Below are 25,729 nucleotides of genomic sequence, written 5' to 3' on the forward strand. Positions count from 1 at the left end.
TTTTGTCTTGCTAGGAGTATTTACGATTTTAGGTTTTCTCCAGATATTCTTAGAGTGTTATTCAGATTCTAGAACGTATAGAATAGTACTCAAGCAGAAAAGGTTCTATAATTTTACAAATTAAATGGTATTGCATTCTCTTTGAAGTAGACACAATAGGGAGGTGGGAAGAATCAATGATTTGGTTTTTTGGGTAACGTCTATTGGTAGTATATTAACTTTAGGGGTTATTATTTGCTATTACGCATCGTTAGGAAAAAGAGTTTCAGAAGAGGAAAAGAATGCCGGGAAAGATTTGACTACGATATTAATCCATTTACAGGCACTTCAAAAATTTAAAAATGTATTTTATAGATTAGTATGGAATTTACATAGTTTGAAAGAAGGAAGGGAACTTGATGACAGTTTCAGAGAAGCCTGGACAAATCGTTATCCTCAATGGGGCACCCAGATCTGGAAAGTCAAGCATAGCACTGGAGATCCAAAATACATTTGAGGGAGTGTGGATGAACATAGGTGTAGATAAGGTCATGGAAATGACTCCAGAACGATTTTTACCAGGGATAGGATTAAGACCTGGAGGAGAGCGACCAGATCTTGAGCCTCTAATAATGCTGATGTACAAAGGGATGTATGAAACGATTGCATCACACAGTCGTTTAGGTTTAAACATAGTCGTGGATGTCGGTCATCATGATTCTTATTCTGTTCCTCTTGGCATTCTACCAAAATGCGCTCAAATACTAACCGGTCTTCCTGTTTTATTTGTGGGAGTATGCTGTCCACTCGAGGTTATCATGGAACGTCGTATCAACACCTGGAATTCTAGTTATGCCAAAGACGGTTCAGTTCCAGTTCCAATAAGAAAATGGCAAATGTCAGTCCACGAACCAGGGATTTATGATTTGGAAGTCGATACCTCACTGTTAACCGTAGAAGAGTGTGCGAACAAAATACAACAGAGACTTGAAGATGATCAACCTTTAACAGCTTTTCAAATTATTAAGGATATTTAAATTAGAAATGAAGAAATAAAATCAACTGTAAAGTAAATGGAAATAGGAGGAATAAAGTTGGCTTTAAATGTAGGGGATATGATTACATTTGAACGTACTTTCACAGCAGAAGATGTGGAATTATTCACTAAGATTTCCGGTGATGGAAACCCCTGGACGACGAGTCTTAGTTCGCTTAGAGGTTCAACTGCCTCGCTGTTCCCACATGAGGGTCGTTAATTTCGTTCAAGCGCCATTATATAAAACTGAGGCTCAGTATTTTTCAACCGGAGCATTTCTTCAAGAAGGAGAAATGCTTTTCTTGTGGAACTAAAGGGTAGGTTTTAGTCGGAGAGGAGGGTCGATCTGCCTGAGCGCTTCAAATACATCAAAAGCAAAATAATTTAACTATAGTGAGGAGGATCATGGAATGGAAACAGGCAATAAAGTGACAATTACGGTAGAAACGACAGTCCGCACTCCAGTTGAGGAAGTTTGGAGATATTGGACAGAGCCACAGCATATAACAAAATGGAGTTTTGCTTCGGATGATTGGCATGCACCGAATGCCGAAAATGATTTAAGGACTGGCGGAAAGTTCCACACAAGAATGGAAGCGAAGGATGGTAGCTTTGGGTTTGATTTCAGTGGTGTCTATGACGAAGTGAAAATACACGAGTTGATTTCCTACACGCTTGACGATGGAAGAAAAGTCACGATCAGTTTTGTTCCTCAAGAGAATGAAACGAAGATTATCGAGACGTTTGAAGCAGAAAGTGACAATCCCATTGAAATGCAGGAAGCAGGCTGGCAAGCGTTTCTCGACAATTTTAAAAAGTATAGTGAAATCTCCAATAAAGCTTAGGTAGTAAATCTTATTAGAAGAGGCATATCCGAATCAGGATCTGCCTCTTTATTAGGAAAATAATCATTGAGTTCGGGTGAATATTTTGAAATAATTGGTATTGGACAAAAGGTAAAGGGGATGACATATGAAACAGGCGATCACAATCATACATACAAATGATCTTCACGCGAATTATGAATACTTATTAAGACAAGCTTCATACATAAAGAAACGGGTGAAAGAACTCGATTCCGAAAATGAGAATTATCTCCTTTTAGATGGTGGCGATCACCTGGATATGAGTATCAATGAGTGTTTGGCCACTCAAGGAAACATGCATTTAGAGATGTTGGCAGATGTGGGTTATCATGCGATGTCAGTAGGCAATAATGAATTGTTGCGTTCGACTCCGGAACTGATTCGTAAGCATAGTCTCGAAACGACCGTTCCATGGTTATTGTTGAATTTGGCTGAAAGCGATGGATCAGCGATTGGAGGGATGAAAGAATCCCTGTTATTAAAAGCAGGTCAGTTGAAGATAGGGCTTTTCGGAACAACCGATCAATTTGGAGATCTTTATGAAAATAAGCATGGTTTTCGTAATCGAGATACAGTGACTTCAATAAAGAAAGCGGTTGACGACTTACGTGATCAAGGGGCTGATTTTATCATTTTCCTTTCACACATGGGGTATGAAGCTGACCTTGAATTGGCCGAAAATTTAAGTGGAGTCGTTGACGTGATTATTGGTGCCCACTCTCATACGGTTCTTGAAAGTCCGATTGTCGAATCCGGCGTGATTATTGTACAGGCAGGATCTTACGGGAAATATGTTGGAGAACTGCGACTTGAAATTGATCTAGAAGATAAAAAAATAGAAAAGTATACCGGTAAATTGATAGAAATCAATCTCGACTCCGAGTGTGATCCTGGCATGACTGCGATATTGGAACGAGGGCGCGCCGAAACGAATGAGTTCCTATCGGAAGTATTGTCTTATACCGAAGAGCCTCTAGCACATGAAGATGTCATCAAACTCATGGCTGATGGCATACGGAATTTTTGGGATGCAGAAATCGGTATCATGTATGGTGGAGCGGCTATCGGAGGACTGGAGAAAGGTGAATTGACGAGGGGCAAAGTATTGGATATTTGTAAAAGCATGCACACCCCTGTGTTGATCGAAATGAAAGGGAAGCAGATTGCAGGTTTAATAAAAGATAGTTTGAGAGAAGAACTCACCTCTAAAAAGGTTTACGGAAATGGGTTCCGTCCACATGGAATCACGATTGGATCATTAGGATTCTCTGGCGTTTCATGGACAGATCAGAATGGCGTGATCTCAGAGATAAGGGTGAACGGCGAACGATTACAAGAAGAGCGGGTATACACAGTTGGCAGCGGAACACCCCTGTTGTACGAAGAAGTTTGCGGATATGCACCTGTCAAAGGATGTAAAATGATTGATATCGCTAAAACGTTGATGGTGAAAGACGTGTTCATGATGTATTTGAAGGAAAATAATAGATTGAAGATGGATAACGTATCATGTTAAGTTTTCGTAAATAAAAAGCGGCATACCCTGAGGTCAATGTTTAATTTAAAGAGGCATATCCGAATAAGGATATGCCTCTTTTTGTTATTCAGTTAGGGGAATGGATCCAATAATCATAGAACCCGGTTTGAGGAGTAAGCCTTGATAACCTTCACTTATATACGTTTATCAATAAGTGAAACATAACATACTAGAGTTAAAGCGTTCGTACGGACTATTCTTCAAAATGGTCTTTTTTAAAGTCAGTGAACAAGGAGGAGAAAATTGATTGAAAAATTTTAAAAATAAACAATTTGCGGTTCTTGGTCTTGGGCGTTTTGGGGGAAGTCTCGTTAAAGAATTTCACAGGCTTGGAGTAGATGTCCTGGCGGTGGATATTGATAGCGACAAAGTGAGTAAGCATAGTGAACTTGCTACACATATTGTTGAGGTAGACACTGTAGATGAAAATTCGATGGAAACATTAGGAATTCGGAATTTCGATTATGTAATTGTTGCTTTAGGAGATAATTTACAAGCGAGTATTCTAACCACACTCCATTTAAAAGAACAAGGGGTAAAAAATGTATGGGTGAAAGCACAAAATGAATATCATCATAAAGTTCTTGAAAAAATCGGAGCTGACAGAATCATCCATCCTGAACGTGATATGGCGATCCGAGTGGCTCATCATATCGTCTCAGAAAAAATAATTGATTACATCGAGTTATCCAAAGAACACAGTATCATTGAGGTAGTTGCGACAAAAAAGGTGGCTGATCGCTCGCTATTACAATTGAATACAAGAGCAAGGTATGGTTGTACCATCAGTGCCATCAGAAGTGGTAAGAAGATAAAGGTAGCTCCCTCTGCTGAGGAAATTATTTTGAAAGATGACATCCTTGTATTGATTGGTCATAACAAAGATTTGATCCGATTTGAGGAAGAAGGTGTATAGACATGCAGCCCAGAAGATATGTGATCAATTTCAGTCCACCCCAATTCTTATCCCTTATTTTCCTTTTTTTTATTATTCTTGGGACATGTTTATTAAAATTACCTAATGCCACAACTGAAGGAATCACTTGGATGGATGCATTCTTCACTGCAACCTCAGCAATGACAGTAACAGGGCTAATTGTTGTGGATACCGGACAAGCTTTCACTTTTTTCGGTGAAATCATCATTCTTTCTTTAATCCAAATCGGCGGACTGGGGATCATGACTTTTGCTGTCTTAATCTTTATTTTATTAGGTAAGAAAATAGGAGTGAAAGAACGGTTACTCGTAAAGCAGGCCCTCAATCAGACCAATATTGGAGGAGTGATTTATCTGGTAAAAAGGTTATTTCTCTTTTCTATGATAATAGAAACGCTTGCTGCATTAATTTTGTTCCTGTATTGGGCACCACATATGGGATGGAAACATGGGCTTTATTCTGCTGTTTTTCATTCGGTTTCGGCCTTTAACAATGCTGGTTTTTCAATTTATTCAGATAGTTTGATACGTTTTGTAGGGGACCCGATTGTCAATATGATCATCTCCATACTGTTCATAGTTGGTGGGATTGGATTTACTGTTCTTTTTGATATCTTCAAAACGAGTCATTTTCGAAAACTATCCCTACATTCAAAATTGATGTTGGTGGGTACTTTGATAACTAATATTTTGGCAATATTCATCATCTTTATTTTGGAATACAATAACCCTGGAACCCTGGGCAACTTGTCTTTCTCCAATAAAGTATGGGCATCCTATTTTCAAGGAGTAGTCCCAAGAACTGCGGGATTCAATACGATTGAAATTGGAAGTATGGATGAGGCGACTCTATTCTTGATGATGATACTGATGTTTATTGGGGCTGGAAGTGCCTCAACTGGGGGCGGAATTAAACTGACCACTTTTTTGGCGATGGTTTTATCGGTGATCACTTTTCTAAAAAGAAAAGAAGATATCATGGTTTTTAGGAGGTCGATTACAGACCGGATTATCGTCCGTTCTCTAGCGATTTCGATTATCGGAATATTCGTCGTATTTCTAGGCGTTTTTATTTTGGATATAACAGAGAATGCCCCATTCATTGCAATTCTGTTTGAAACCATTTCTGCATTTGGAACAGTAGGATTGTCAATGGGCTTGACAGGAGATTTAACAGAGGTCGGGAAACTGGTAATTCTTTGTATCATGTTTGTGGGAAAAATCGGACCTTTAACATTGGCTTTTTCTCTGGCATACCCTGATAAAAATGGAATCCGTTATCCGAAGGAAGAAATTTTAACTGGATAGCAAAAGTAATCGCACGTACTGCTAAGGAAAAGCTGTTCCGAACAAAATAGATTTTGAATAAGATATTAGATAGTCTGTCATATAAGCTAGAGAGGAAATAAGAGGAATGATCATATCCCATAAATATAAGTTTATTTTTTTGAAAACGAAAAAAACAGCAGGAACCAGTATTGAAATTTCATTGTCGAGATATTGTGGTGATCGTGATATTATCACACCTATCATGCCTGAAGATGAGAAGATTAGAGCAGCACTGGGGAAATATCCGCAAAACAATCAAATTGGTCAAACGAATTTTTATAATCATGATTCTGCTAATAAAATAAAGTCTTTGATAGGGGAAGATATTTGGAACTCTTATTATAAGTTTTGTTTCGATAGAAACCCTTGGGACAAAGTTATTTCTTTGTACTACTTTCTTGTAAGAGACCCTCAAAAAGAAAGTTTTGATGAATTCTTGTCACGTGGAGGTTATCAATATGCTTATAACTTCCCGATCTACACAATTGATAATGACTCAGTAGTCGATTACATTGGGAGATATGAAAACTTAGAAAATGATTTGAAATCAATTTGTGATACGATTTCACTTCCTTTCGATGGTTGGCTACCAAAGGCAAAAGGACAATTCAGGAAAAACCGCGACCATTATTGTACGCAATATAATGAGGATCAAAGAGAGCTAATTGGAAACTATTATAAGAAAGAGATTGATTTATTCAAATATACATTCTAAGACTACAAGAATACAGGAGGTGGTTGAATCCAAGTCCGATCCAGACAGAAAAAAGGTTGGCGATGACCAACCCTTTTTAAACTGCAATAGATCAACAGAGTGCGAGTAAGATTTGCGGTGTGTAGAAGAAGCACGGCGCGAAGGTCGGGTAACAGAATCCGATTGTGATAAAAAAGTTGACAAAAGCTACCCATGCAAGAGCGATGCCGATTCCCCCAAATGGTGTCAGATAAAAGATCAACGTCCATCTTCCCTGGCAACCCCAGATTCCATTAATTCTTTCGTCTGTTTCAATGTCATCAGTGTATTCAGTATGAGGGCGCCTCTGAAATCCGAGCAGTGAGAAAACCTGTGTCGCACTTTGTGGCTGTTGTCCAATCAAAAATTGAAGCTGTGATTGAGGCATGGCTGACAATGTTGAAAAAAGATTGATCAAGTTCTGAGGTGGCCCAAAGGTAGGTCGGGAAAGTGTCGGGAGAATCTGCTGGACTTGCTGTTGCTGCTGCAGGGTCAATTGACCAGGCAATATGGTAGGTATCCCGACACTCCCCATTCCTCCTCCAATACCACCAAAACCACCAATACCTCCTATTCCTCCAAAGCCTCCGATTCCCCCTGGCCCGAATGGAGGCAATTGACGTGGATGTTCTGTCCGATGATACATTTTCCAATCCCCTTTTCGATGTATAATTCATATGTCACTATATGCATATTGGGATATTATGTGTTTTTTTGAAGTTTCGAACATCAATGTTTAATCTTTGCAGAGATGAAAAGCTATTGGTATGATTACTTTCATAAAAAAGAACGATTGCAACAAATTCGTTGGTTTTCACTTTTTTACACTATAAGAGAGTATAAATATTTTCTTCAATATAAGTGCAATTAAGGCTCAGCCTACGCCAATGGCTTGGCTTTACTGAGTTTTCTTTAGAGAGGTTGAGGTAGATGAGCACTTCAAGCATGGACAAACGTAAACTGACCTTATTTGCTCTCACATGGCCGATTTTCATCGAAATCCTTTTGCATATGATAATGGGAAGTGCAGATACCTTGATGCTAAGCCAGTATAATGATGATGCAGTTGCGGCGGTCGGTGTATCCAATCAGGTACTTCAACTTGTAATCGTCATGTTCGGTTTCATCGCCACCGGGACAGCCATCATGGTAGCTCAGCATCTTGGTGCGAAACAAGATGGGACAGCTGCCGAAATCGTGGTAGTATCCATAGGAGTTAACTCTGTCTTTAGTCTGTTCTTAAGCGGAGTATTGTTTCTATTTGCGGAAAAGATCCTGGTTGCAATGCACCTTCCAGGCGAGTTGATGGATCGAGCTGTTTTCTACTTGCAAATCGTGGGTCTTTTTTCATTTGTACAGGCATTGCTGATGACAATTGGAGCTAGTCTGAGGAGCTATGGATTTACGAAGGATGCGATGTACATCACAATCGGGATCAATATCATGAATATATTCGGGAACTATGTATTGATATTCGGGCAATTTGGATTTCCTGAAATGGGTGTGAAAGGGGTTGCGATTTCTACGGTTGTCAGCCGTGCAATTGGATTGATCTTCATTTTTGTCATTCTTTTGAAACGGATTCTCGTCCCATTTAAACAGTTACTCGGATATGCAAAAAAACACACATTGGATTTGTTGAAAATTGGAGTGCCCACGGCGGGGGAGCATGTTTCTTACAATACGTCACAGATGATGATCACGATATTCATCACTTCGTTAGGGACTGTAGCATTGACGACAAAAGTATACACTCAGAACCTGATGATGTTTGCCCTTTTATTCGGAGTTGCAATCGGTCAAGGGACACAAATTCTGATCGGACACCTTGTAGGTGAAGGCAACCATGAGAAAGCTTATTCAAGGTGTTTGAAAAGTTTGAGGATTGCGATGATCATATCCACTGGAATATCATTTTTATTTTATCTTTTTTCAAATGAATTGCTTGGTATATTCACAGATAATGATGAAATCATCCGGACAGGAAGTATCTTGATATTGTTGACGATCATACTTGAGCCGGGACGTTCGTTCAACCTTGTCGTCATTAATGCCCTCCGTGCTGCAGGTGATGTGAAGTTTCCAGTTTATCTGGGTATTTTGTCAATGTGGGGGATTTCTGTCCCTGTAGCATACCTGTTGGGGATCCACTTCAATCTTGGCCTGGTCGGAATCTGGATTGCGTTCATTTTAGATGAGTGGTTAAGAGGAATACTCATGCTTTGGAGATGGCGTTCAAAGGTATGGTTGGATATGAGTTTCGTACGGTCTGAATCTTTGGACAAAGCAACATGACATTCAATAAAAGATTATGATATAGATCAAGATTAGCAGCACAAACCAAGGCCATGGTTTGTGCTGCTATTTCTTATGAAAAAAATAAGCTGATCAATCGTTAACGGGTTGTACAAATCACTTTTTTTAATTAAATGGAATTCACAAGGGATGAAAATAAATATTGTAGAGTTGTTATTTCAACAGAGCTTTTGTCGTGTGATTTTATATGAAACTAATAGAACTAGAAAAATATGTTAAAATACTGATGGAAACATTTATGTACGTTATTCAAGAAAAGGGCAGTATTCTGGAATAAAACCTAAAACACAAAACATAACAATTCGTAAATAATATTGATAAAAAGAAATCTTAGGTAGGGGTACATGTTGAAAAAGATTGTTTCAATAATAGGCGGTATAATTATTAGTTTAGTTATTTCATATTTTACTTTGAGTTACGATGGTCATGAAATACATTTTCACGATAGAGACGGAAACAGATTTCAAATCATTCAAGAACCAGACACTAACCTAATGATGAATGGTTTGCTAATTGTACTGGGGACGACACTTATTATTTATTTGGTTTGGACATTTATAGAAAAAAAGGTTAACTAGCAAAAAGATATTATGTTGAATTGAACAATCGGTGGCATAAGCCTGGTAACGATATATCTTGGAGAGAGAAACCCCTATTGTTTACCAATTAATAATTGATAACAATAGGGGCTATATGTTGGATAAAGTAAATGAAAGTTGAAAATCAATTTACGGTAACAACATTAGAAAGGTCATTATCTTGCTTAACTTCTTTTGCTTTGTCTAAGTCAAAATTACGAATTGATTTAAGCACTAACAATATAAAACCACATAAAAACAAGATTACTGCTGCCAATAAAACAATAATATTAAGATTTAAAATTAATGCTAAAGTACCACCAATTAAACCACCAATTGGGGTTGCAATATTATTTAGTGTTGTCAACGCTGACATAACTCTCCCCATCATGTCAGGGGGAGTCATACTTTGAATTAAGGTGTTTTGTACAATATTAAGTACTCCAGAGAACATCCCAAAAAGTAGTATTGTTCCACAGATTAACCACCAATTGCTCATAAATGAAAATAGAAATAAGGCGAGACCATTTCCAATCCATGCTAATGAAATGGTTAAACCGTTTGTTTTTAGAAAATTAGTTGAAATCGCCCCAATAATAAAACCAATAAAAAAAGCTACATAAATACCACTATAGTATAAAGCTGAACCTTCTTTAACACCAATAGATGGCAATATTATTATTAAAATAGCCATTACAGCGTTTGATATTGCACCAAACGGTAAAACTAATCTTAAAAACTTATTTGTTTTTATAAATTGGATTCCCTGATTTAGTTCAACAATATATTTTTTCATTCTAAGAGTAAGCTTTACTTTTTTAATAGGTTGTTTATTTTTTTTTGCGATGGGATTCATTTTTAAAAGTACAACGTATGTAATACCAGCGATTATAATAGTAGCTGCTGAAATAGCAAAAGAAGTTGTAGTACCTAAGAATGTAATGAGTGATCCTCCAGCTAAAAAACCTAACAAATTAACCATTTGATCAGATGAACTAATTAAGGAATTTCCACTTAAGTATTCATTTTCTTCAACTATTTTTGTAAACAAAGAATTATCAGCAGGATAAAAAATTGAAGAAAATATAGAGGATACAAAAACCAATGAAATAATCAAAATTAAAGAACTGTAATTGTTTAAATATGCTAGAGTTATACATGAAATTAATAATGATTGTGCAAACAATGCTATACCTGCTATAAGGGCAGGATTATACCTATCTAAAACTGGTCCAAACATTACACTAAATAAAGTTGCTATAGTAAATGCAGTATATACATATCCTGTTGCTGATGTAGAATTTGTGATAACTTGTACAGTCCATAGTAGTGCAATAAAGTATATACTATCACCAATATTTGCACTACTTCTAGAGAACATAAATAATATGAAATTCTTATTTCTAATTAATGATGACAAATTCAGAATTCCCCCTTCTTGTAAGCACCCTCCATTAAATAATTTAACACATCATAACCAGACCACGTTTCAGGATAAAAAGATACAATGTCACTTATTTGTTGGAAAATCTCTTTTGATTGGCTCCTAATATTTTCTTTTGTATTCTCTTTATTTGGATATATAGGCTTCTCAAATGTGATTTTTATTTTACTATTATTCAGTCTTATAGTATGGACAACTATAACAGGAATTGAATACTTATGGCTTAATAAGGCACTTCCTTGTGGTAATACTACATCTAAGCCAACCAATTTAGTTTTTTCTTTTGGGCCAATTCCCATCGATACTTCAGGTGGTATTGCCACTATTTTATTATCTTTAATATCCTTGAATGCTTTTTTAAATATTAATGGATAAGGCTTGTCATCCAAGCTGTCAATGTAACTGTATTCTATATTGCTTATGTTGGGTGTATAAATACTATTTATTTTTTCTATCTTTCTAAGTGATTGCTCCACACCATATAGTGATATTGTGTAGTCCTTTAATTTTTCGGCAACATAATTAAGTAATATTTGATATAGATCCATATGTAGACCATTTAGAATCACTGTTCTATTTTTACTCAATTCTTCAAATAAGATATCAAGTCCTTCAAATTCAACATTATTATGAACAAAGTCCTTATTATTAAAAAACAGGAGATGTATTGCATAATACACTGGACTTTCATAGTAGTCACGAATGAAATATTTATGGGCTATTTCGAATTTTTCTTTAATGTTTTTTCCTACGTTTGTAAGTTGGACATTTTCAACGATTTGACTATAGGCTACTCTTAAATCATTAATTTGACTACTTACAGCTTGTTCTCTAACTGATAAAAAGAACTCTTCTAACTCATCTAAATTTTTATACTCAATTGATGATTCTTTATAAAAAGAATAGTCATCAATTAATGAATCAAATAAAAACATATCTTGTCTTTTTGGGATAGTAATTTTTGTTGTCATACCGTCACCTCTGTAATTTTTCTAGAACAAATATTACAATCTACCTTTTGTTTTTCCTCATACCAATTAATGGTTAGATTATTAAAGTCTAGTTCACCGGACTTATTGATTAATATTGGAGAAAATATTGGTGATAATACCTTAATTGCTTCCCAGGAATGAATAGAAGCTATTAAAGATGTTAGAGAAGATATACTACCGGCAGCTGGTGTATGTTTATCAAACTTTAACTCTGTTAATTTACCTAAATCCCAATCTTTATTTTGATGTATACAACTCCAGCACATTGTCTTATGAGGAATAGTTGTGGTACCTAAGCGGCATATGTTTCCTCTATAGCCTATTCCATTAATATGGGGAACATTTTTTTCTATACAGTACTTGGATATAATCATACCTGTTGTATAAGCATTTGGTTGATCTGAACAATTAATAACTAAATCTACATTTTCAGATATACATACAAGATCATTAGACTCATTAATGTATTCTTTTCTTTTTGTGATTTTAGCATTTGGGTTAATACTTCTTAATCTATTTGCTAACACATCCACTTTATAGTTACCTATATCATCTCTAAAATATAAAGCCTGTCTACTTAAATTTGAAATTGATATTACATCCGGATCAATAATTGTCATGTTTTCAATTCCTGATTGGACTAAATTATAGGCAATCCAGCTTCCTATAGCCCCAACTCCAACAATAGCAACATGTGAGTTTGATAATATTTCCTGAACATGGAACTCATTAAGTTTTGATGAGGAAAAATCACCAAAAAAGTTTACTTGTCTACATAAAAAATCTGTATCAATATTTGTTTGAGAATGTCCCGAAACTCGTTCGATAACGTTTAATTCTTCTAAAAAATCTATATGTTCTTGAATTTCTGGGATAGTTAACTTGGGGTATTCATTAGTTAGCGTTTTATATATATTATCTAAATCACAGGAATCACCAATTAATTCGACTAATTTTAGGGAAATTTGATCGACTTCAATAACTAGTTCCTTGTGTTCATTTAAAAAAATGATATGTAATTCATCCTTAGAGCTATTTATAAGTAATTTTACTGAATTTTTAAATTTATAATGTTTCAACTCTGTTACCACCAATTTGATAATTTGCCTCTATATATTTTGCTATTGACGAAATTGATTTCATAGCCTCAAAATCTTGAAACTTATCTGGAAATTCTATCCCAAGTTCTTCCTCAAAATTTATAAATAACTCAGTGACATCTAAAGAGTCTAAATCCTCAACATCAAGAATTCTTTTTTGTATTGATAAATCATCTGGCATTTCAATTGCTCGATCGGTGAGAAATTCTTGGAATTTTTTAAATAGTATATTCTCTAATTCATTAAGATTCATATTATATCCCTTCCTTTTGTTTAAAGGCCAGAAAAAATAAAATATTTTTTCTGGCCAATTTTTGTTTTAAGGTTCTAGTAAAATCTTATTAGCAGTTATTGTTACAGCTTTGCTTTTCACGTACGATAGACTTAAGTTTCATTTTCATGTAAATTACCTCCTAATATGTAGTCTTTTTGTACCGGTACGAGTCGATTGTAACATTAGCGGAATTTCCTAACAAATACTTATTTTTACAAATATTGATAATTGATACATAATACCTATTTAACGTTTTTGTTAGAATTAATATGTGTTAAACCCCAATACAAAGGGATTTTTTAACTTATTTCTATTATGATCAAGGTAATATAATAGGTTCAAAGCCCTTAATAGAAGGGATTTGCAAAAGGAGGAATATTATAGTGCATAATTCCATATTTAGTTATTTAGTCCTAGTAGCCAAATTAAGAATTATGAATGAAATTTCAAGAAGGGGGACGTAACTTGAGTCGAACACTAGGTAGGTTTTAATTTACTTTAAGCCTTCTTTATCCTGATGATGATTTTGGGTCAATATTTAAGCCCTCTGATCTAGGGGTTGATGAAATGATTCAAGTATTAGTTATCTCTTCTGCTTCTGCCTTTGGATGGGTCCTTGTAGAAAGAAAGTCTAAAAAGAAATAATTTTATTAAACAAACGGGGGTATAAATGGAATGAGGTATAAGTATGGAGGGGATTAATTTGAAATTTATTAGTTGGTTTGATTGGATAACTCCCACTAATCCGTTTGCTTCATTATTTTTTGGGATCTTATTTACGGTGATTATTGGAATTACGGTTTGGGTGGAAACGAAAACAGCAAAAACTGTATTAGTAACAACAGTGACAGGGACGGTTGTATCAATACTTGGTGTGATGATTTTAAATTCAATCGGTTTCTATGCATAACTTCTTCAAGAAAAGGGGGCGATAATCTAAGAAGGATCGCCTCTTTTCGCTTAATATCTAATTATCGGGGAGTTTAATTGAATAAAGAATTATTTCGAAGTAATAAAGATTAGGGGGTATTGGTGATTTTTTTCAAGTTAGTTAAGAAATTCTTTTCTTCAAGAATGACTGTTGTGTTTGTCACCCCTGATGCTGGCGAATTTCTAAAAGCTAAAGAAAAGCTTGAGTCTATGGGTATTGTTGATTATAAAGTGGAAACAGGAGATAAAACCGCAATACAGTTTGCGGGTCCTGTTGTTCATAAGATTAAAGTATTTAATAAGGATATCCCAAAAGCAAGAAAGGTTCTAAGCCAATCTAAATAGTTTACTACGTAAACGAGGGTGATAAATTAATCGTCCTAATTTGTATTTTTCTGGTAGGACTATTAACGATGGGTGTTGAAGAAGGTATTTGTTTCGTCAATTAATAGTAGGGAGAGGATTTAATTGACTTCAAAAATCATCTTTTCATCTAACAAATTAGGTGTGATAACCAATGATCAATTACAGTCAATGCTGGATAAATTTAATTTAGGAAGGCTTATCTCTTCAAGAAATACAGAACAGGGTGTAATGAAACAAACAAGATTTGTTTTTTCAACTGAAGGAGAGTTCGTCTTCAAAGGAAATCCATTGTACCCTGGACAATTGATAGAAGAAAAGTTTTTTGTAGAAGAATTACGTAAACAGACAAATGTTAACGTCCCTACTCCTTACCTTTTAGATGATTCAGATGATATTTTTGGCTGGAATTATTCATTAATGCCTCGCCTACCAGGAATGCATCTAAATTCAAAGCAACTATCAAGTAATTTAAAACGACAAGACAAGTTTAAAATTGCGGGCTTAATTGCAGAAGCCCTTCTTGATTTTCATAGTTGGAAAGGAAGTCAATATGGTGATCTAGATACTAAAGACTTAACTATACTTCCTTTTGAAGGATCATATGCTACTTGGCTTTATAATAGGATTAGGTATTGGTTTAATGATGCCAAGAAGTACTCCCAAATAACTACTGAAGACGTTGAATGGGTAGAAGCTATATTGGAAAATGCAAAATGTACATTTGAAGATCTATCTTCACCTACCTTTGTAATGGGAGATTTCAAACCAGGAAATTTTTTAGTAAGCGGTGAATCTAATGAACTTCATATAAGTGGGGTATTCGATTTTACCAACGCTTATTTTGGTGATCCGATCTCCGATTTGATCAAGATGATAACGATATATATTGATAAGGATGAAATAGAGGTAACAAAGCATTTATTATCTCATTATTTGGGTGGATCAGTGGAAAAAGAAGGATACAGACAAAGATTACAAGTACATATGCTCCACCAAAGAATCTTGGATTGGGGATGTGCAAAGGCAATAGGGAAGGTTACGTGGGATGAGGATCTTCCATTCTCTGACTGGGCAGCGAGATACACAGATACTGTGGCAAAGCTGATCGATTGATCCATTTAGATGACTTTGTTATAACGTTCGTAATCCGTTATCGGGGGCGATTCAGGCATAAGCTGCTGCTCCCATTACATAACAGTTGAGCAGGATTCTGGAATAAAACTTTCTGGATTTTGAAATGGAGGGGATAAGGGAAATGAATAAAACTATTATTAAAGGTTTTATCAGTTTTATAGTAGGGACAACTATATTTTTCTGCTTATTCTTTATAAGTGAATTTAAAGATATTTTTGAGATGGCTATATGGGGAATGGTTTCAAGCGTTTTAGGTTATATTTTTATTTCTTCATTAATTATGTCTGACAAAGAAACCGAAAACTTTGAGGAGAAGATTAATGACACTATTTTTAAGAAATAAAAGTCTTATACCTTAGTCCACTTAAGGGTGATTTCATTAAAAATTTTAAGTAAATAGTGAGGTGAAAACTGTGAGAACGGTTTTTGATTTTATTTTTGGATTATTTATAGGAGTAAGTCCTGATGAAATACAATTTCAACGTAATGTAAAAAATCTCAGAAAAGAAAAATGGTTCAATGATTTATATGGAAATGCATTCGTATATGAACAAATTACACAGAACGGAAAAGTAAGAAAGTATTTATCTCAAAAGAATATAGTTAATAAGATTAAAAATGATAAGAAAGAGAAAGATATGTTCTTAAATATGGTTAATTAATTGTTAAGCAAACGGGAGCATTTCTTTAATATTAAGGACCTATATAAAAATAACGAGGAGATAACATATGTTACTAACATTATTAAGCTATTTTATTATTCTTTTCATTGTGGCTAGACTTATAAGCCTTTCAAGTTATATTAATTGGATGCCGACTATAAAAACAACAATTAAACACGATGTTATTGTTGCGCTTGCTTTTTCTTTATTTTTCTCTTTTACAATGGGCTAAACAACCCTTTATTGAATGGTTGGTCTTTACTCCATAAAAGGGAGCTTTAACAGAAGTAATTTCAATAATACATATATCATTTTAAATATGTAAGTAAACTAATAGGATTCGATATTAATGGGGGTATAGAGTCAGTGGAATTTTTTAGTGTTCTTTTCATTGTATTGATGATTTTTACAATTAGGTGGATTCGTCTTATAAAGATAAATTCTGATAAGCAAATAGAACAAAACCAAGAAATTATTAGCTTATTGAAAGTTCTTAATGAAGACGAGGATAAACGAGAATAAAACGGCACCTTGTTAAAGAAACGGGGGCACTTCTTGAATATGTATATGTCCGTTTTCCGAATTAGGGACAGATTCTGGAGGAAGGAAATCAGATAGTTCATCTTGAATTTGTAATTATGCCAGAAAAGGGAACTATGGTTAATTATGATTCGGAGGAAAGAGAAATGGAATTAGAAGAAGTGAAAGATTTCTTAGGTTCGGCAATAAAATCCCAACACTGGCAGAAGAGAATAACTAGTTGCTTTGGGCTCTTCAATTTACCCTTGTTTAAGGATATAATACTTAGCACTATATACGAAGGAAAGGAGCAAACATAATGTCAACCTCGAAAATTGTAACGAATGCAAAAGTAGAAATGCTTATTCGAAAACCGGTTAATAAGGTGTTTGAGGCTTTTATCGACCCTGAGATAACTACGAAATTTTGGTTCACTAAAAGTAGCGGAAGATTAGAGCAGGAAAAGCGAATCCGTTGGGACTGGGAGATGTATGGTGTCGGTGCTGATCTTGTTGTAAAAGCGATTGAGGAAAACAAACGAATCCTTATTGAATTTGATGACAACACAACGGTCGAGTGGATTTTTACACCTCGTGCAGAGAACGAAACGTTTGTTACAATTACTAATGCAGGGTTTCAGGGAGAACGGGAAGAGATCGTAAATCAAGTTATTGATTCCACAGGAGGATTTACGATTGTACTTTGCGGATTGAAAGCGTTTCTAGAACACGGTATTGTTTTGAATCTAGTGGCCGACAAGTTCCCTGATGCTAACGTCAACCAATAAAATTCGCTTTAACGGCAGTCCGAACTCCCTAGGGTTGAACTGCTAATTTTTTTGGCATGTTTGTAAACAGCTCAGACCGTAGCAGCAACAATCCTAAAGGTAGAGGTAGGATACAATTTTGAATAATGATCAAGGCTTAAATATAAAATAGGAAACCTATTGGTTCATCATAATAGTAAAAAGAATAATCTTTGAACATGATTACTTTGTTCAATATAAGGGGCCGTTGATCTAACAAAGGATAACGCCTTTTTTTGCTTGATATCCAACTATTGTGCAGGATTTTGGAAAAGTTTGCTACCATAATACGTATTTCTGCTTTGTAAAAGTTTTGGAGATAAAATCAAGCCAGCTTGTTCTAATGACTAGAATAGCTGGCTTGATTTTTATCATTTTTCCTTTTCCCATCTTTGTCTCCAATTGCGCATTTCAATCAATACACTTTGAAAATCTTTTCCTTTTGTTGTTAAAGAATATTCCACTGTTACAGGAACGGTTGGAAACACTTTACGTTGAATCATACCGTTCTGTTCCAAGTGGCGCAGGGTATCAGTTAACGATTTTGTATTAATATTATCCAAATTCCTTCGTAATTCATTAAATCGCTGTGAGTCTTTATACAATTCTGCAAGGACCAAAAAAGCCCATTTTCCACCTAAAATTTGTAATACATCGCCAACCGCAAACCAACATTTCTTTTCATCTGGAGATGTTTTCATAATAATCCCCTTCCACTTTAAAAAATAAAGTAAGTTTATTTATTGAAACAATATATATAAAAATTGCCTTCTTTAAATAATACACTTACCTGATTACAATAACAATGTACCCGCCTTATAAAAATAAAAAGATAGGAGAGAAAAATAATATGTCCAACTCCACATCATCTATGGATCAACAATCGATACAGTCCATAATAGGACCTTTAATAGTAATTGTACTTGGGATGTTTATGGTTGTTCTGGATGCTACAGCTTTGAATGTGATGGTTCCAAGCTTGGTTTCAGATTTTACAAGTTCATACGCCACGGTCCAGTGGACAATAACTGCCTATACGTTAGCCCAAGCTGCTGTGGTTCCCATAGCAGGTTGGATGACCGATCGTTTTGGCACCAAGCAGATTTTCCTCATCAGTATTGCCCTGTTTACAATAGGCTCTCTATTATGTGCCTTATCAGTTACAATCGAACAATTGATTTGGTTTCGTATTGTTCAGGGAGTAGGGGGCGGAATGGTATTGCCTGTCGCATTCGCTTTCACATATAGGATTGCTCCTCCGGATAAACAGGGTGCTGTTATGGGCATCGTTACAGCCCCTATGTTACTGGCTCCTGCTTTAGGACCAGTGGTGTCTGGCTGGATGATCGACTTCATCACTTGGCATTGGGTGTTTTTAATCAACATCCCAATAGGAATCCTTGCTGTATGTATCGGAGTTTATAAGTTGCCAAAAACTATGAAGCATGACGCTGCTCCCCTTGATAAGTTGGGTATGGTTCTGTCTCCGATCGCTTTTGGAGGGCTGTGTTTTGGCATTAGTGAAGGGGGGAACAATTGGGGATCTACCTCTACCATTACTGGTCTTTTGGTTGGGGGCGTCGCTCTTATCCTGTTTGTCTTCGTTCAATTGAGACGCAAACATCCATTGCTTGAATTGCGAGTGTTCCGTTCATCCAATTTTACACAGGGGATTCTGGTACAGTGGGTAGCTTTTCTCGCTCTTTATGGCAGTTCGTTTCTTATTCCTCAGTTTTTACAAAATGCAAAGGGATATACCGCGTTCGAAACGGGCCTCACCATGGCAATTGAAGCATTAACATCAGCACTTGTCATTATGTTTGCAAGTCGTTTATTTGATAAATTCGGGGCTCGGCCACTGGCAATTGCAGGCATGGCCTCAGTAGCCATATCTGCCTGGATTTTCACCCTTACCACACCTGAAGACGGTATTGGGAAGATCATAATAGCTTTGGTTCTACTTGGGACCGGGGTAGGGCTATCGATGATGCCAATAAATACGCATCTATTTCAAAGCGCTCCTAAAAAGTTATCGGGTCGTATTTCTGCATTAACAGGTGCAATGCAGCAAGTGATGTCATCATTTGCAGTGGCAGGATCAGCAACCCTTCTAATGACGAATCTATCAAATCATTTGAATACCGGTGTCCTCAAACTTGAAGCATGGTCTTTGGCTTTTGGGAATACATTTGTATTCATTATGTCGATAGCGATAACTGGAACAATACTTGCAATGTTTATCCGTATACCACAACCGGTATTAGAATCGGGTAAAGAGGTGAGTGGATCTCAATGAATCAGACACGGTTTTTCACAAGAAGCATTATGTGGCGCAATTCAAGAAGATTGGATTGCGTCCAATGTTCAGTTATTCCGGGGGGATTGTTGAGAAACCAGGAAGAGTAAAAATAGAGATAAATATTGTTTGTGAAATCCTACACTTAAACTAAAGTGGCAGGATTGAGCAATAATGGCGTTACGTAAAAAAGATCAGATCAAAACAACTATTAAGGCTCGGAACCCACTTCTCATACTCGTTTAGAAAAAGAACCCCTGTCTTTCTAAAAAATTCATGACCCAATTCCATATGCTGAGTACGACAATCAGTACTAAGGTCAAAGCCATTGCCCCGAATGTAAGATAGCCGAAGATGCGAATGGGTGCCGGAAGTTTTTTCATGTTCACTTTGGAAAGGTTTTTGGTTGGATACCCTTCAATACGACCGAGATGGTCCATCGCATCGTTATATGCTGTTGAGTTGCCGTCTCTGCTTCGGTACTGTTCCAATCGCTTTTATGTTCGCTTTTTGACCTTTTCTAATTCCTTCTCCAAGGTGGATACCTCCTTATGTATGGAACACCCCTCAAAGAGGGAGGTATTGCCTTACTTTTTACTCAATTAATCACGGACTCGAACGTTTGCCAAGCTTAATTCACAGCCAGTTTATCATCTTTTGAAATTCAGTCTACCATATAATGTAAGGATCTTTATGATTCATTAAACTTGTCTTCTCATACAATAAGAAAAATAACTACGTTCATTATACGGAGCCTATGGAATATTTCCTTCTTGAACGACGTTATTCTAGAAAGGGACAAGCAGCCGCCTTGGGTTTCTTCAAAGCATCTTCGGCAAAAGGTTAGTTAAAAATCAATATCAATCTAATGTATAATTAGAATATATGATTATTTGTATTATAGGGGTTGGTGCAATTTGGATATTTTAGGTTTTATTACTATTATGATAGCAGGTTTCACTGCCTGTGCAGAGTTTACTTCCTACGCTTTAGTACATCCAGTTATTCGTCAATTACCTCAAAAGCAACATATACGTTTTGAACAAGGTTCACTGAAAACATATGGACTTATTATGCCAGTATTTATGCCCCTAAGTGTTATTCTTACCTTGTCCTTCGCACTATTTGCTAAAGAAGTTGGAGGTATTGAATTAATAAGTCGTTTTTCCTCTGCTGGAATGTTCATTTTGGCAACAATAATAACTATTAGATATAACGTTCCTCTTAATAAGGCAGTCAAAGAGTGGGATGCAGAAAATCCACCCACTGATTGGAAGGTGATAAGAAAACGATGGATGTTCTTTCAATCTATTCGTTCTTGGTTGCTTCTTATCGGCTTCGTGTTACTTTGTTTCTCAGTTACAATTTGATTATTATTGAAATGGATTAACTTTTTTTACATAAATAATTTGAATTCGTTTACTGGAAATAAACTTTCTCAGTCGGACTGCTTCACACTAAGTACGGTGATCGTAACCAGGATGAGTACCATTCCAAGAAGTTGAATGGTGGTCAAATGATCTCCGATAAGCAGAACGCCAAATAATGAAGCTGTCACTGGCTCTACCATAGCGACCATCGAAGCAGTTGTAGGGGCAGTCCACCGAATGCCAATCACATAAAATATAAATGAAATTCCAGCCCCCACGATCCCTAATAGAAGAAACCATCCTATGTCGCTTGACGTCAACACACTAGCTGCTTCATCATTGTCCGTAAAAAGAAAAAGGATGAGACAAAATGAAAAAAAGGCGATGGTTAAGGTGATCTGCGGCCTTCCGATTGAAGAGGCATTTTTAAACCCGAATATAAACAATGCATAGGAAAGGCCGGCAGCAAGCCCCGCTGTAGCTCCTAGAAAACTCACTGAAATCGAATCGGTGTTGTAGGCACCTGTAAGAAGGATAATCCCCATAAGTACACCAGAAATGCACCCCCACTTAAACCAGGTCGAACGTTCTAGTCTTAATAAAAAGGAGATTAAAAGGACGAACACAGGTGCGGTATACATTAAAGTAGCGGCAACAGCAATGCTTGAGGCTTGGATACTGAGAAAATAAAAAGTGAAATTTCCAGCAACACCAACACCCGCCAATAAGGACCATATGTATAAACGAGTAGAGAAGATCCAATTTTGTCTAAAGCGAAAGAGGAACCACGCGAAAAAACATATAAAACCAACAGCCCCTCGGTAAAGGGAAATCACAATAGGATTCCAGCCCTTGTTCATTAAAATATCGGCAATTCCCCCACTAATGCCCCAGCATATAGCGGCTAGCATAACCAAGCCTACACCTGCAAATCTCATCGTGTGCCTCCTAAAGATACGTAATGGTACGAATTTTGATCACGCTATTAGAAAAGAAATCAAACGTAACCTTAATAAAGTAAATCCAAGGGCCAATCAATCCTCTTTACGTTCCTGATCAAACATAAGTTTTTTAAAAAGGGTGTAGATGGTAATTCCTTTAATTTCTCTTAACTAAACCTGAGTCAGCTCGCATGCAATTTGAAAGGATGAAACTTTACGATCAAGGGGGAAAGGTGAATACAGTGAAGGTCAATATTACTGACAGCTTCAAAGTTATTTCAATTTCGAGTTTTCAACAAGGGCGATTATTCAATAGAGCATGCGCTTTTATTGTGTATAAACAAATCCATCAAAGCGTTCATTCAGCTCTGATGAATTTGTTTCTGCCTCTCATTGTTTTAAGTCTCGAGGTTGGTGAGAGCTTGCCTTGGCTTCAAGTCTTCACAAACGGGGGGCGATTTGGGAAGAAAACCTGATCATTTTAGAACTGTTACACGTTCATTAAAGATAAATGGACGATGTAGATGAAACAACCGAAAATTATCGAAACGAAACGACTTAAGCTGGTTCCCATATCAATAGAGCATAGAGATCAATTATTTACAGTTTATAGCGATAAAGAAACAACTCACTATGTTCCAAGAGAAACCCATTTGACATTATCTGAAACAGAAACACTAATAAACAGACTTCTGGATCAAATGGTTGAAAATAAAGCGATAGTTTATTCAATCATAAACAAAGATAACCAGTATATTATTGGAACTTCGGGTTTGTACATTTTGAATTTGGAACATAGAAGAGCTTCAGTAGGAGCAGTTATTCGTAGTAACTACTGGAGTAAAGGTTACGTAACAGAGGCATTAGAAAAATTGATTGACATCGGTTTTAATGAGTTTGATTTAATTAGAATAGAAGGAATGTGTATGCATACGAACAAAGCATCAGAAAAGGTAATGAAAAAGCTGGGAATGACATACGAAGGTACATTAAGAAGTGATGTGTTTGTCAAAGGAAACAGTTATGATTCAAAGGTCTATTCGATACTGAAAAACGAGTTTGCTAAAAAAAATGTGTGATTCGGTAACAGTATTTATTAAGGATCGAGTAAGCATTTCTGTAATAAGCCATTCCGCAATCGGGGACCAATTCTAAAGTATTGGATTGCGCTAGTAAGCTGATTCTTGGGTATGAATGAGATGATAAAAAAGCATGAATCGTAGATATCGATTCATGCTTTTTACTTACTTATTATCTTGTCGCTGCGTACACATCGATTACGCCGTTACCATAATAGAAGGAATCTCCAAGGGGTATGGCGGTATCATTAAGTTTTTGACGAACATCTACATTTGATAACCCAGGGTTACCTGCAAAGATAAGAGCAGCTGCTCCAGCCACGTGAGGAGAAGCCATAGAGGTTCCATTATAGCTGTCATAGCTATTACCTGGGACAGAGCTTAAAATGTTGACACCTGGAGCCATTACTTCCAGCTCAGATCCTACGCTTGAGAACGATGCGCGGTTGTTGCTGGAATCTACTGCACCAACTGCCATTACAGAAGCATATTTTGCCGGATAGCCGATGGTGTTCCGTTTGCCTCTTGTTCCAGAATTTCCAGCTGCTGCAACGACTAACACACCTGAGTTGTAAGCGTTGTCATTAGCATCTTTAAGTGCAGTTGAACCAGAACTGCCTCCTAAACTCATATTGATTACATCCATGTTGTTGGCCACTGCCCACTCAATTCCTTGAATAATTCCGCTGTAAGTTCCGCTGCCAGAGCTGTCTAGTACTTTTACGGCATATAGACTAGCTGAATGTGCAACACCAATGACGCCAACGGTATTATTCAGTCCAGCAACTGTACCTGCAACGTGCGTCCCATGACCATTGCCGTCTGAAAAGGGATCAGGCTCACCAGAGACGAAGCTCGCTCCGCCGCTCACGTTAAGATCTTCGTGGTTAGCGTCGATGCCTGTATCTAAAACAGCAACTTTAACACCAGAGCCAGTGTTACCAGTCGCATGAACTTGATCTGCTTTTATGTGGGGAATGCCCCATGGCGTTGTTTGTCCAATTGCATAAGCCATCTGGTCTTCTTCAACATAAGACACATTAGGGTTCTTCTTAAGAGCTTCAGCCGCTTTTTCAGGCAAGGAAACAAGCATAGTATCCATGAATTTATACTGATGCTTAACCTGTCCTCCTAATTTTTTTATGTTATTGATCTGAGCTGTTTGAATATCTGATTTAAAACCAACGAGGAAGTCTTTCGGTCCTTTGTCTACCGATGCGGCAGATGCAGACGGTGCAGAGAAATGTAAGTTTCCAACCAATAAGGATAGAACTAGAACCAGGCTGAATACAGCACTTAATGTTCTTAATGTAGCTTTCATTCCTTTTCCTCCAATCATGTTTTTAAAACTTTTAATAATCAAACTATGTGCTCGTGGTGCTCAGGTCCCGGGCCCCTCATATGTATGTCAGAAAAGTTAGACTATTATTAATTTAATAGTACCATGAACCTAAAGATAACAATATTGGGAAATATTTGGTCACGAACTGGGGTTAAAAAGGTAAAAAAACACCTTACTTTCCCAATCAACAAGCTCCAAAATTAGTGTTATAATAAAAGTTTTGTGTTTAATTAAACAAGGTTTGTAGTAATGGCTGTCATGGTTTAAAAATAAGAATTTTTTTATTCTGTTTGGAAAAATTAAAATAGGAGTGAAATAGTAAGGAGGTAAAAAATGTCTAACCCTTTTGAAGCAGCTTGGAATACTTTAAAAACATTAGTCGATGATGAACCTAAAAACCCTCTGCATGTTGGAGAAGTGACGGGTGTCTGGACATACTTAGCCGTAATAAATGAAGCAATTAGATATGAAGAAATAGGTCTCAATACAACTACTGATAATGATTTAAAAGAACTATTGAAAGACGCTAAAAAACTGTGTGAAAGCCAGTCCCAAAGGCTATCTGATTTTATGCAAAAAGAGGGGATCCCCCTTCCACCTAGCCCACCAAAAAAGCCTATTTCTGATTCAAATGAAATTCCACTTGGATCAAAACTGACAGATGATGAGATTGCAAATGGTGTATCTTTAAAAATTGCGACTGCTGCCGTTGAGTGTGCAATGGCCAATTCACAAACAATCCGGACAGATGTAGGTATCATATGGACAGAGTTTTATACTGAAATGCTAACGTTTGGGGCTACCACTAAAACATTGTTAAGGAAAAGAGGTTGGCTGAAAGTCCCACCTTATTACTCTCCACCAGGGTTACCAAAACAAAACTAAAACCAACATAAAGGGTAATTCTAAGTTTGGTTAATTGAAAACTCTCCTTGTAAAAGAGAATCCAGTTATAATGATCGGGCTGGATTTATTTTTATTCAGGCTCTGATAACGGACATTTCTGTAGTTCTTGTGTATTCATCAAACTTCAGTAAATGGTGCATCTAAAAGAGGAAGATGGTGTAGTTTGAAAGAAAGATGTGCCTTTTTGAAAAGGGTACATTGTTTCACCCCTTTGGATAATGGACTAAAGGGGTGTTTTTATGTCTAAAAGGTAGGTCAC

At 36.4% G+C, this 25,729-nt stretch carries 27 protein-coding genes and 1 pseudogene; 19 read left to right on the forward strand and 9 right to left on the reverse strand.

Annotation, left to right across the window (positions count from 1 at the left end; all coding sequences use genetic code 11):
• Positions 1 to 163 precede the first annotated feature (163 nt).
• The 8 genes and pseudogenes from N8M93_RS20065 (at position 164) to N8M93_RS20100 (ending at position 6,398) form a co-directional block, all read left to right on the forward strand.
• Positions 164 to 496 carry a hypothetical protein gene (locus tag N8M93_RS20065; RefSeq protein WP_261134497.1) on the forward strand — a complete coding sequence of 111 codons (333 nt, stop codon included), beginning with the start codon at positions 164 to 166 and terminating at the stop codon, positions 494 to 496.
• The gene (locus N8M93_RS20070) at positions 399 to 1,016 is read left to right on the forward strand and encodes a chloramphenicol phosphotransferase CPT family protein (RefSeq protein ID WP_261134421.1); all 618 of its coding nucleotides are present in this window, start codon (positions 399 to 401) and stop codon (positions 1,014 to 1,016) included. Before N8M93_RS20065 ends, N8M93_RS20070 begins: the two co-directional genes overlap by 98 nt.
• A 57-nt stretch (positions 1,017 to 1,073) precedes the next feature.
• A pseudogene (locus N8M93_RS22825) lies at positions 1,074 to 1,160 on the forward strand (enoyl-CoA hydratase); the annotation flags it as partial.
• Positions 1,161 to 1,425: 265 nt separating this feature from the next.
• On the forward strand, positions 1,426 to 1,860 hold the full coding sequence (locus N8M93_RS20080) for an SRPBCC family protein (RefSeq protein ID WP_261134423.1): 435 nt from the start codon (positions 1,426 to 1,428) through the stop codon (positions 1,858 to 1,860).
• Positions 1,861 to 1,987: 127 nt separating this feature from the next.
• Positions 1,988 to 3,397, forward strand: coding sequence for a bifunctional UDP-sugar hydrolase/5'-nucleotidase (locus N8M93_RS20085; protein WP_261134425.1), 1,410 nt, complete (start codon positions 1,988 to 1,990; stop codon positions 3,395 to 3,397).
• Positions 3,398 to 3,665: 268 nt separating this feature from the next.
• Positions 3,666 to 4,334, forward strand: a complete 669-nt coding sequence (locus N8M93_RS20090) for a TrkA family potassium uptake protein (protein WP_261134426.1) — start codon at positions 3,666 to 3,668, stop codon at positions 4,332 to 4,334.
• A gap of 2 nt (positions 4,335 to 4,336) precedes the next feature.
• Positions 4,337 to 5,662 carry a TrkH family potassium uptake protein gene (locus tag N8M93_RS20095; RefSeq protein ID WP_261134427.1) on the forward strand — a complete coding sequence of 442 codons (1,326 nt, stop codon included), beginning with the start codon at positions 4,337 to 4,339 and terminating at the stop codon, positions 5,660 to 5,662.
• 106 nt (positions 5,663 to 5,768) lie between these two features.
• Positions 5,769 to 6,398 carry a sulfotransferase family protein gene (locus tag N8M93_RS20100; protein ID WP_261134428.1) on the forward strand — a complete coding sequence of 210 codons (630 nt, stop codon included), beginning with the start codon at positions 5,769 to 5,771 and terminating at the stop codon, positions 6,396 to 6,398.
• Between the two features lie 91 nt (positions 6,399 to 6,489).
• On the opposite strand, the gene N8M93_RS20105 is transcribed toward N8M93_RS20100, so the two are convergent.
• Positions 6,490 to 7,062, reverse strand: coding sequence for a hypothetical protein (locus N8M93_RS20105; protein ID WP_261134429.1), 573 nt, complete (start codon positions 7,060 to 7,062; stop codon positions 6,490 to 6,492).
• 284 nt (positions 7,063 to 7,346) lie between these two features.
• Here N8M93_RS20105 and N8M93_RS20110 point away from each other — a divergent pair, with 284 nt between their 5' ends.
• Positions 7,347 to 8,711 (forward strand): MATE family efflux transporter, encoded by a 1,365-nt coding sequence (locus N8M93_RS20110; protein WP_261134430.1) that lies wholly within the window; start codon positions 7,347 to 7,349, stop codon positions 8,709 to 8,711.
• Between the two features lie 744 nt (positions 8,712 to 9,455).
• On the opposite strand, the gene N8M93_RS20115 is transcribed toward N8M93_RS20110, so the two are convergent.
• From N8M93_RS20115 to N8M93_RS20130, 4 genes are read right to left on the reverse strand one after another with little or no spacing between them, the layout of a single operon-like run.
• The gene (locus tag N8M93_RS20115; protein WP_261134431.1) at positions 9,456 to 10,730 is read right to left on the reverse strand and encodes an MFS transporter; all 1,275 of its coding nucleotides are present in this window, start codon (positions 10,728 to 10,730) and stop codon (positions 9,456 to 9,458) included.
• Between the two features lie 2 nt (positions 10,731 to 10,732).
• Complete coding sequence (locus N8M93_RS20120; RefSeq protein WP_261134432.1) at positions 10,733 to 11,725, reverse strand: hypothetical protein; 993 nt, start codon at positions 11,723 to 11,725, stop codon at positions 10,733 to 10,735.
• Entirely contained in the window at positions 11,722 to 12,825 is a 1,104-nt protein-coding gene (locus tag N8M93_RS20125) for a ThiF family adenylyltransferase (RefSeq protein WP_261134433.1), read from the reverse strand. Before N8M93_RS20125 ends, N8M93_RS20120 begins: the two co-directional genes overlap by 4 nt.
• The gene (locus N8M93_RS20130; RefSeq protein WP_261134435.1) at positions 12,812 to 13,099 is read right to left on the reverse strand and encodes an acyl carrier protein; all 288 of its coding nucleotides are present in this window, start codon (positions 13,097 to 13,099) and stop codon (positions 12,812 to 12,814) included. The genes N8M93_RS20125 and N8M93_RS20130 overlap by 14 nt, the downstream gene beginning before the upstream one ends.
• A 709-nt stretch (positions 13,100 to 13,808) precedes the next feature.
• Here N8M93_RS20130 and N8M93_RS20135 point away from each other — a divergent pair.
• The 6 genes from N8M93_RS20135 (at position 13,809) to N8M93_RS20160 (ending at position 17,518) form a co-directional block, all read left to right on the forward strand.
• Complete coding sequence (locus N8M93_RS20135; RefSeq protein ID WP_261134436.1) at positions 13,809 to 14,030, forward strand: hypothetical protein; 222 nt, start codon at positions 13,809 to 13,811, stop codon at positions 14,028 to 14,030.
• Between the two features lie 122 nt (positions 14,031 to 14,152).
• Positions 14,153 to 14,395 (forward strand): hypothetical protein, encoded by a 243-nt coding sequence (locus N8M93_RS20140; protein WP_261134437.1) that lies wholly within the window; start codon positions 14,153 to 14,155, stop codon positions 14,393 to 14,395.
• Positions 14,396 to 14,518: 123 nt separating this feature from the next.
• Positions 14,519 to 15,529, forward strand: a complete 1,011-nt coding sequence (locus tag N8M93_RS20145) for a phosphotransferase family protein (RefSeq protein WP_261134438.1) — start codon at positions 14,519 to 14,521, stop codon at positions 15,527 to 15,529.
• A 142-nt stretch (positions 15,530 to 15,671) separates the two neighbouring features.
• Positions 15,672 to 15,893 (forward strand): hypothetical protein, encoded by a 222-nt coding sequence (locus tag N8M93_RS20150; RefSeq protein ID WP_261134439.1) that lies wholly within the window; start codon positions 15,672 to 15,674, stop codon positions 15,891 to 15,893.
• A gap of 70 nt (positions 15,894 to 15,963) precedes the next feature.
• On the forward strand, positions 15,964 to 16,212 hold the full coding sequence (locus N8M93_RS20155) for a hypothetical protein (protein ID WP_261134440.1): 249 nt from the start codon (positions 15,964 to 15,966) through the stop codon (positions 16,210 to 16,212).
• A gap of 838 nt (positions 16,213 to 17,050) precedes the next feature.
• A complete protein-coding gene (locus tag N8M93_RS20160) occupies positions 17,051 to 17,518 on the forward strand; it encodes an SRPBCC family protein (protein ID WP_261134441.1) in 468 nt (155 codons plus the stop codon).
• 389 nt (positions 17,519 to 17,907) lie between these two features.
• On the opposite strand, the gene N8M93_RS20165 is transcribed toward N8M93_RS20160, so the two are convergent.
• Positions 17,908 to 18,237, reverse strand: coding sequence for a helix-turn-helix domain-containing protein (locus N8M93_RS20165; protein WP_261134442.1), 330 nt, complete (start codon positions 18,235 to 18,237; stop codon positions 17,908 to 17,910).
• A gap of 149 nt (positions 18,238 to 18,386) precedes the next feature.
• Between N8M93_RS20165 and N8M93_RS20170 the strand changes: the two genes are divergently transcribed.
• Complete coding sequence (locus tag N8M93_RS20170; RefSeq protein ID WP_261134443.1) at positions 18,387 to 19,832, forward strand: MDR family MFS transporter; 1,446 nt, start codon at positions 18,387 to 18,389, stop codon at positions 19,830 to 19,832.
• A gap of 242 nt (positions 19,833 to 20,074) precedes the next feature.
• Here N8M93_RS20170 and N8M93_RS20175 read toward each other — a convergent pair whose 3' ends face one another.
• Positions 20,075 to 20,323: a hypothetical protein gene (locus N8M93_RS20175; RefSeq protein ID WP_261134444.1), complete on the reverse strand. Its 249-nt coding sequence runs from the start codon at positions 20,321 to 20,323 to the stop codon at positions 20,075 to 20,077.
• Between the two features lie 426 nt (positions 20,324 to 20,749).
• Between N8M93_RS20175 and N8M93_RS20180 the strand changes: the two genes are divergently transcribed.
• On the forward strand, positions 20,750 to 21,202 hold the full coding sequence (locus N8M93_RS20180; protein WP_261134445.1) for a DUF1772 domain-containing protein: 453 nt from the start codon (positions 20,750 to 20,752) through the stop codon (positions 21,200 to 21,202).
• Positions 21,203 to 21,270: 68 nt separating this feature from the next.
• On the opposite strand, the gene N8M93_RS20185 is transcribed toward N8M93_RS20180, so the two are convergent.
• Positions 21,271 to 22,140: a DMT family transporter gene (locus tag N8M93_RS20185; RefSeq protein ID WP_261134446.1), complete on the reverse strand. Its 870-nt coding sequence runs from the start codon at positions 22,138 to 22,140 to the stop codon at positions 21,271 to 21,273.
• A gap of 527 nt (positions 22,141 to 22,667) precedes the next feature.
• On the opposite strand from N8M93_RS20185, the gene N8M93_RS20190 reads away from it, so the two are divergent.
• Positions 22,668 to 23,222, forward strand: a complete 555-nt coding sequence (locus N8M93_RS20190; protein WP_261134448.1) for a GNAT family N-acetyltransferase — start codon at positions 22,668 to 22,670, stop codon at positions 23,220 to 23,222.
• Positions 23,223 to 23,394: 172 nt separating this feature from the next.
• On the opposite strand, the gene N8M93_RS20195 is transcribed toward N8M93_RS20190, so the two are convergent.
• Positions 23,395 to 24,543, reverse strand: coding sequence for a S8 family peptidase (locus tag N8M93_RS20195; protein WP_261134449.1), 1,149 nt, complete (start codon positions 24,541 to 24,543; stop codon positions 23,395 to 23,397).
• 354 nt (positions 24,544 to 24,897) lie between these two features.
• Between N8M93_RS20195 and N8M93_RS20200 the strand changes: the two genes are divergently transcribed.
• Positions 24,898 to 25,449 carry a DUF3231 family protein gene (locus N8M93_RS20200; protein WP_261134450.1) on the forward strand — a complete coding sequence of 184 codons (552 nt, stop codon included), beginning with the start codon at positions 24,898 to 24,900 and terminating at the stop codon, positions 25,447 to 25,449.
• Positions 25,450 to 25,729 lie beyond the last annotated feature (280 nt).

Origin of the sequence: Bacillus sp. Marseille-Q3570 (assembly GCF_946151055.1) — a bacterium.
GTDB lineage: Bacteria > Bacillota > Bacilli > Bacillales > Fictibacillaceae > Pseudalkalibacillus.

Excerpts from the sequence above, each read along its gene's own strand:
- N8M93_RS20070 (WP_261134421.1), top strand. The coding sequence starts at position 399 with ATGACAGTTTCAGAGAAGCCTGGACAAATCGTTATCCTCAATGGGGCA.
- N8M93_RS20080 (WP_261134423.1), top strand. The coding sequence starts at position 1,426 with ATGGAAACAGGCAATAAAGTGACAATTACGGTAGAAACGACAGTCCGC.
- N8M93_RS20085 (WP_261134425.1), top strand. The coding sequence starts at position 1,988 with ATGAAACAGGCGATCACAATCATACATACAAATGATCTTCACGCGAAT.
- N8M93_RS20095 (WP_261134427.1), top strand. The coding sequence starts at position 4,337 with ATGCAGCCCAGAAGATATGTGATCAATTTCAGTCCACCCCAATTCTTA.
- N8M93_RS20100 (WP_261134428.1), top strand. The coding sequence starts at position 5,769 with ATGATCATATCCCATAAATATAAGTTTATTTTTTTGAAAACGAAAAAA.
- N8M93_RS20105 (WP_261134429.1), bottom strand. The coding sequence starts at position 7,062 with ATGTATCATCGGACAGAACATCCACGTCAATTGCCTCCATTCGGGCCA.
- N8M93_RS20110 (WP_261134430.1), top strand. The coding sequence starts at position 7,347 with ATGAGCACTTCAAGCATGGACAAACGTAAACTGACCTTATTTGCTCTC.
- N8M93_RS20120 (WP_261134432.1), bottom strand. The coding sequence starts at position 11,725 with ATGACAACAAAAATTACTATCCCAAAAAGACAAGATATGTTTTTATTT.
- N8M93_RS20130 (WP_261134435.1), bottom strand. The coding sequence starts at position 13,099 with ATGAATCTTAATGAATTAGAGAATATACTATTTAAAAAATTCCAAGAA.
- N8M93_RS20135 (WP_261134436.1), top strand. The coding sequence starts at position 13,809 with ATGGAGGGGATTAATTTGAAATTTATTAGTTGGTTTGATTGGATAACT.
- N8M93_RS20150 (WP_261134439.1), top strand. The coding sequence starts at position 15,672 with ATGAATAAAACTATTATTAAAGGTTTTATCAGTTTTATAGTAGGGACA.
- N8M93_RS20160 (WP_261134441.1), top strand. The coding sequence starts at position 17,051 with ATGTCAACCTCGAAAATTGTAACGAATGCAAAAGTAGAAATGCTTATT.
- N8M93_RS20165 (WP_261134442.1), bottom strand. The coding sequence starts at position 18,237 with ATGAAAACATCTCCAGATGAAAAGAAATGTTGGTTTGCGGTTGGCGAT.
- N8M93_RS20170 (WP_261134443.1), top strand. The coding sequence starts at position 18,387 with ATGTCCAACTCCACATCATCTATGGATCAACAATCGATACAGTCCATA.
- N8M93_RS20185 (WP_261134446.1), bottom strand. The coding sequence starts at position 22,140 with ATGAGATTTGCAGGTGTAGGCTTGGTTATGCTAGCCGCTATATGCTGG.
- N8M93_RS20190 (WP_261134448.1), top strand. The coding sequence starts at position 22,668 with ATGAAACAACCGAAAATTATCGAAACGAAACGACTTAAGCTGGTTCCC.
- N8M93_RS20195 (WP_261134449.1), bottom strand. The coding sequence starts at position 24,543 with ATGAAAGCTACATTAAGAACATTAAGTGCTGTATTCAGCCTGGTTCTA.
- N8M93_RS20200 (WP_261134450.1), top strand. The coding sequence starts at position 24,898 with ATGTCTAACCCTTTTGAAGCAGCTTGGAATACTTTAAAAACATTAGTC.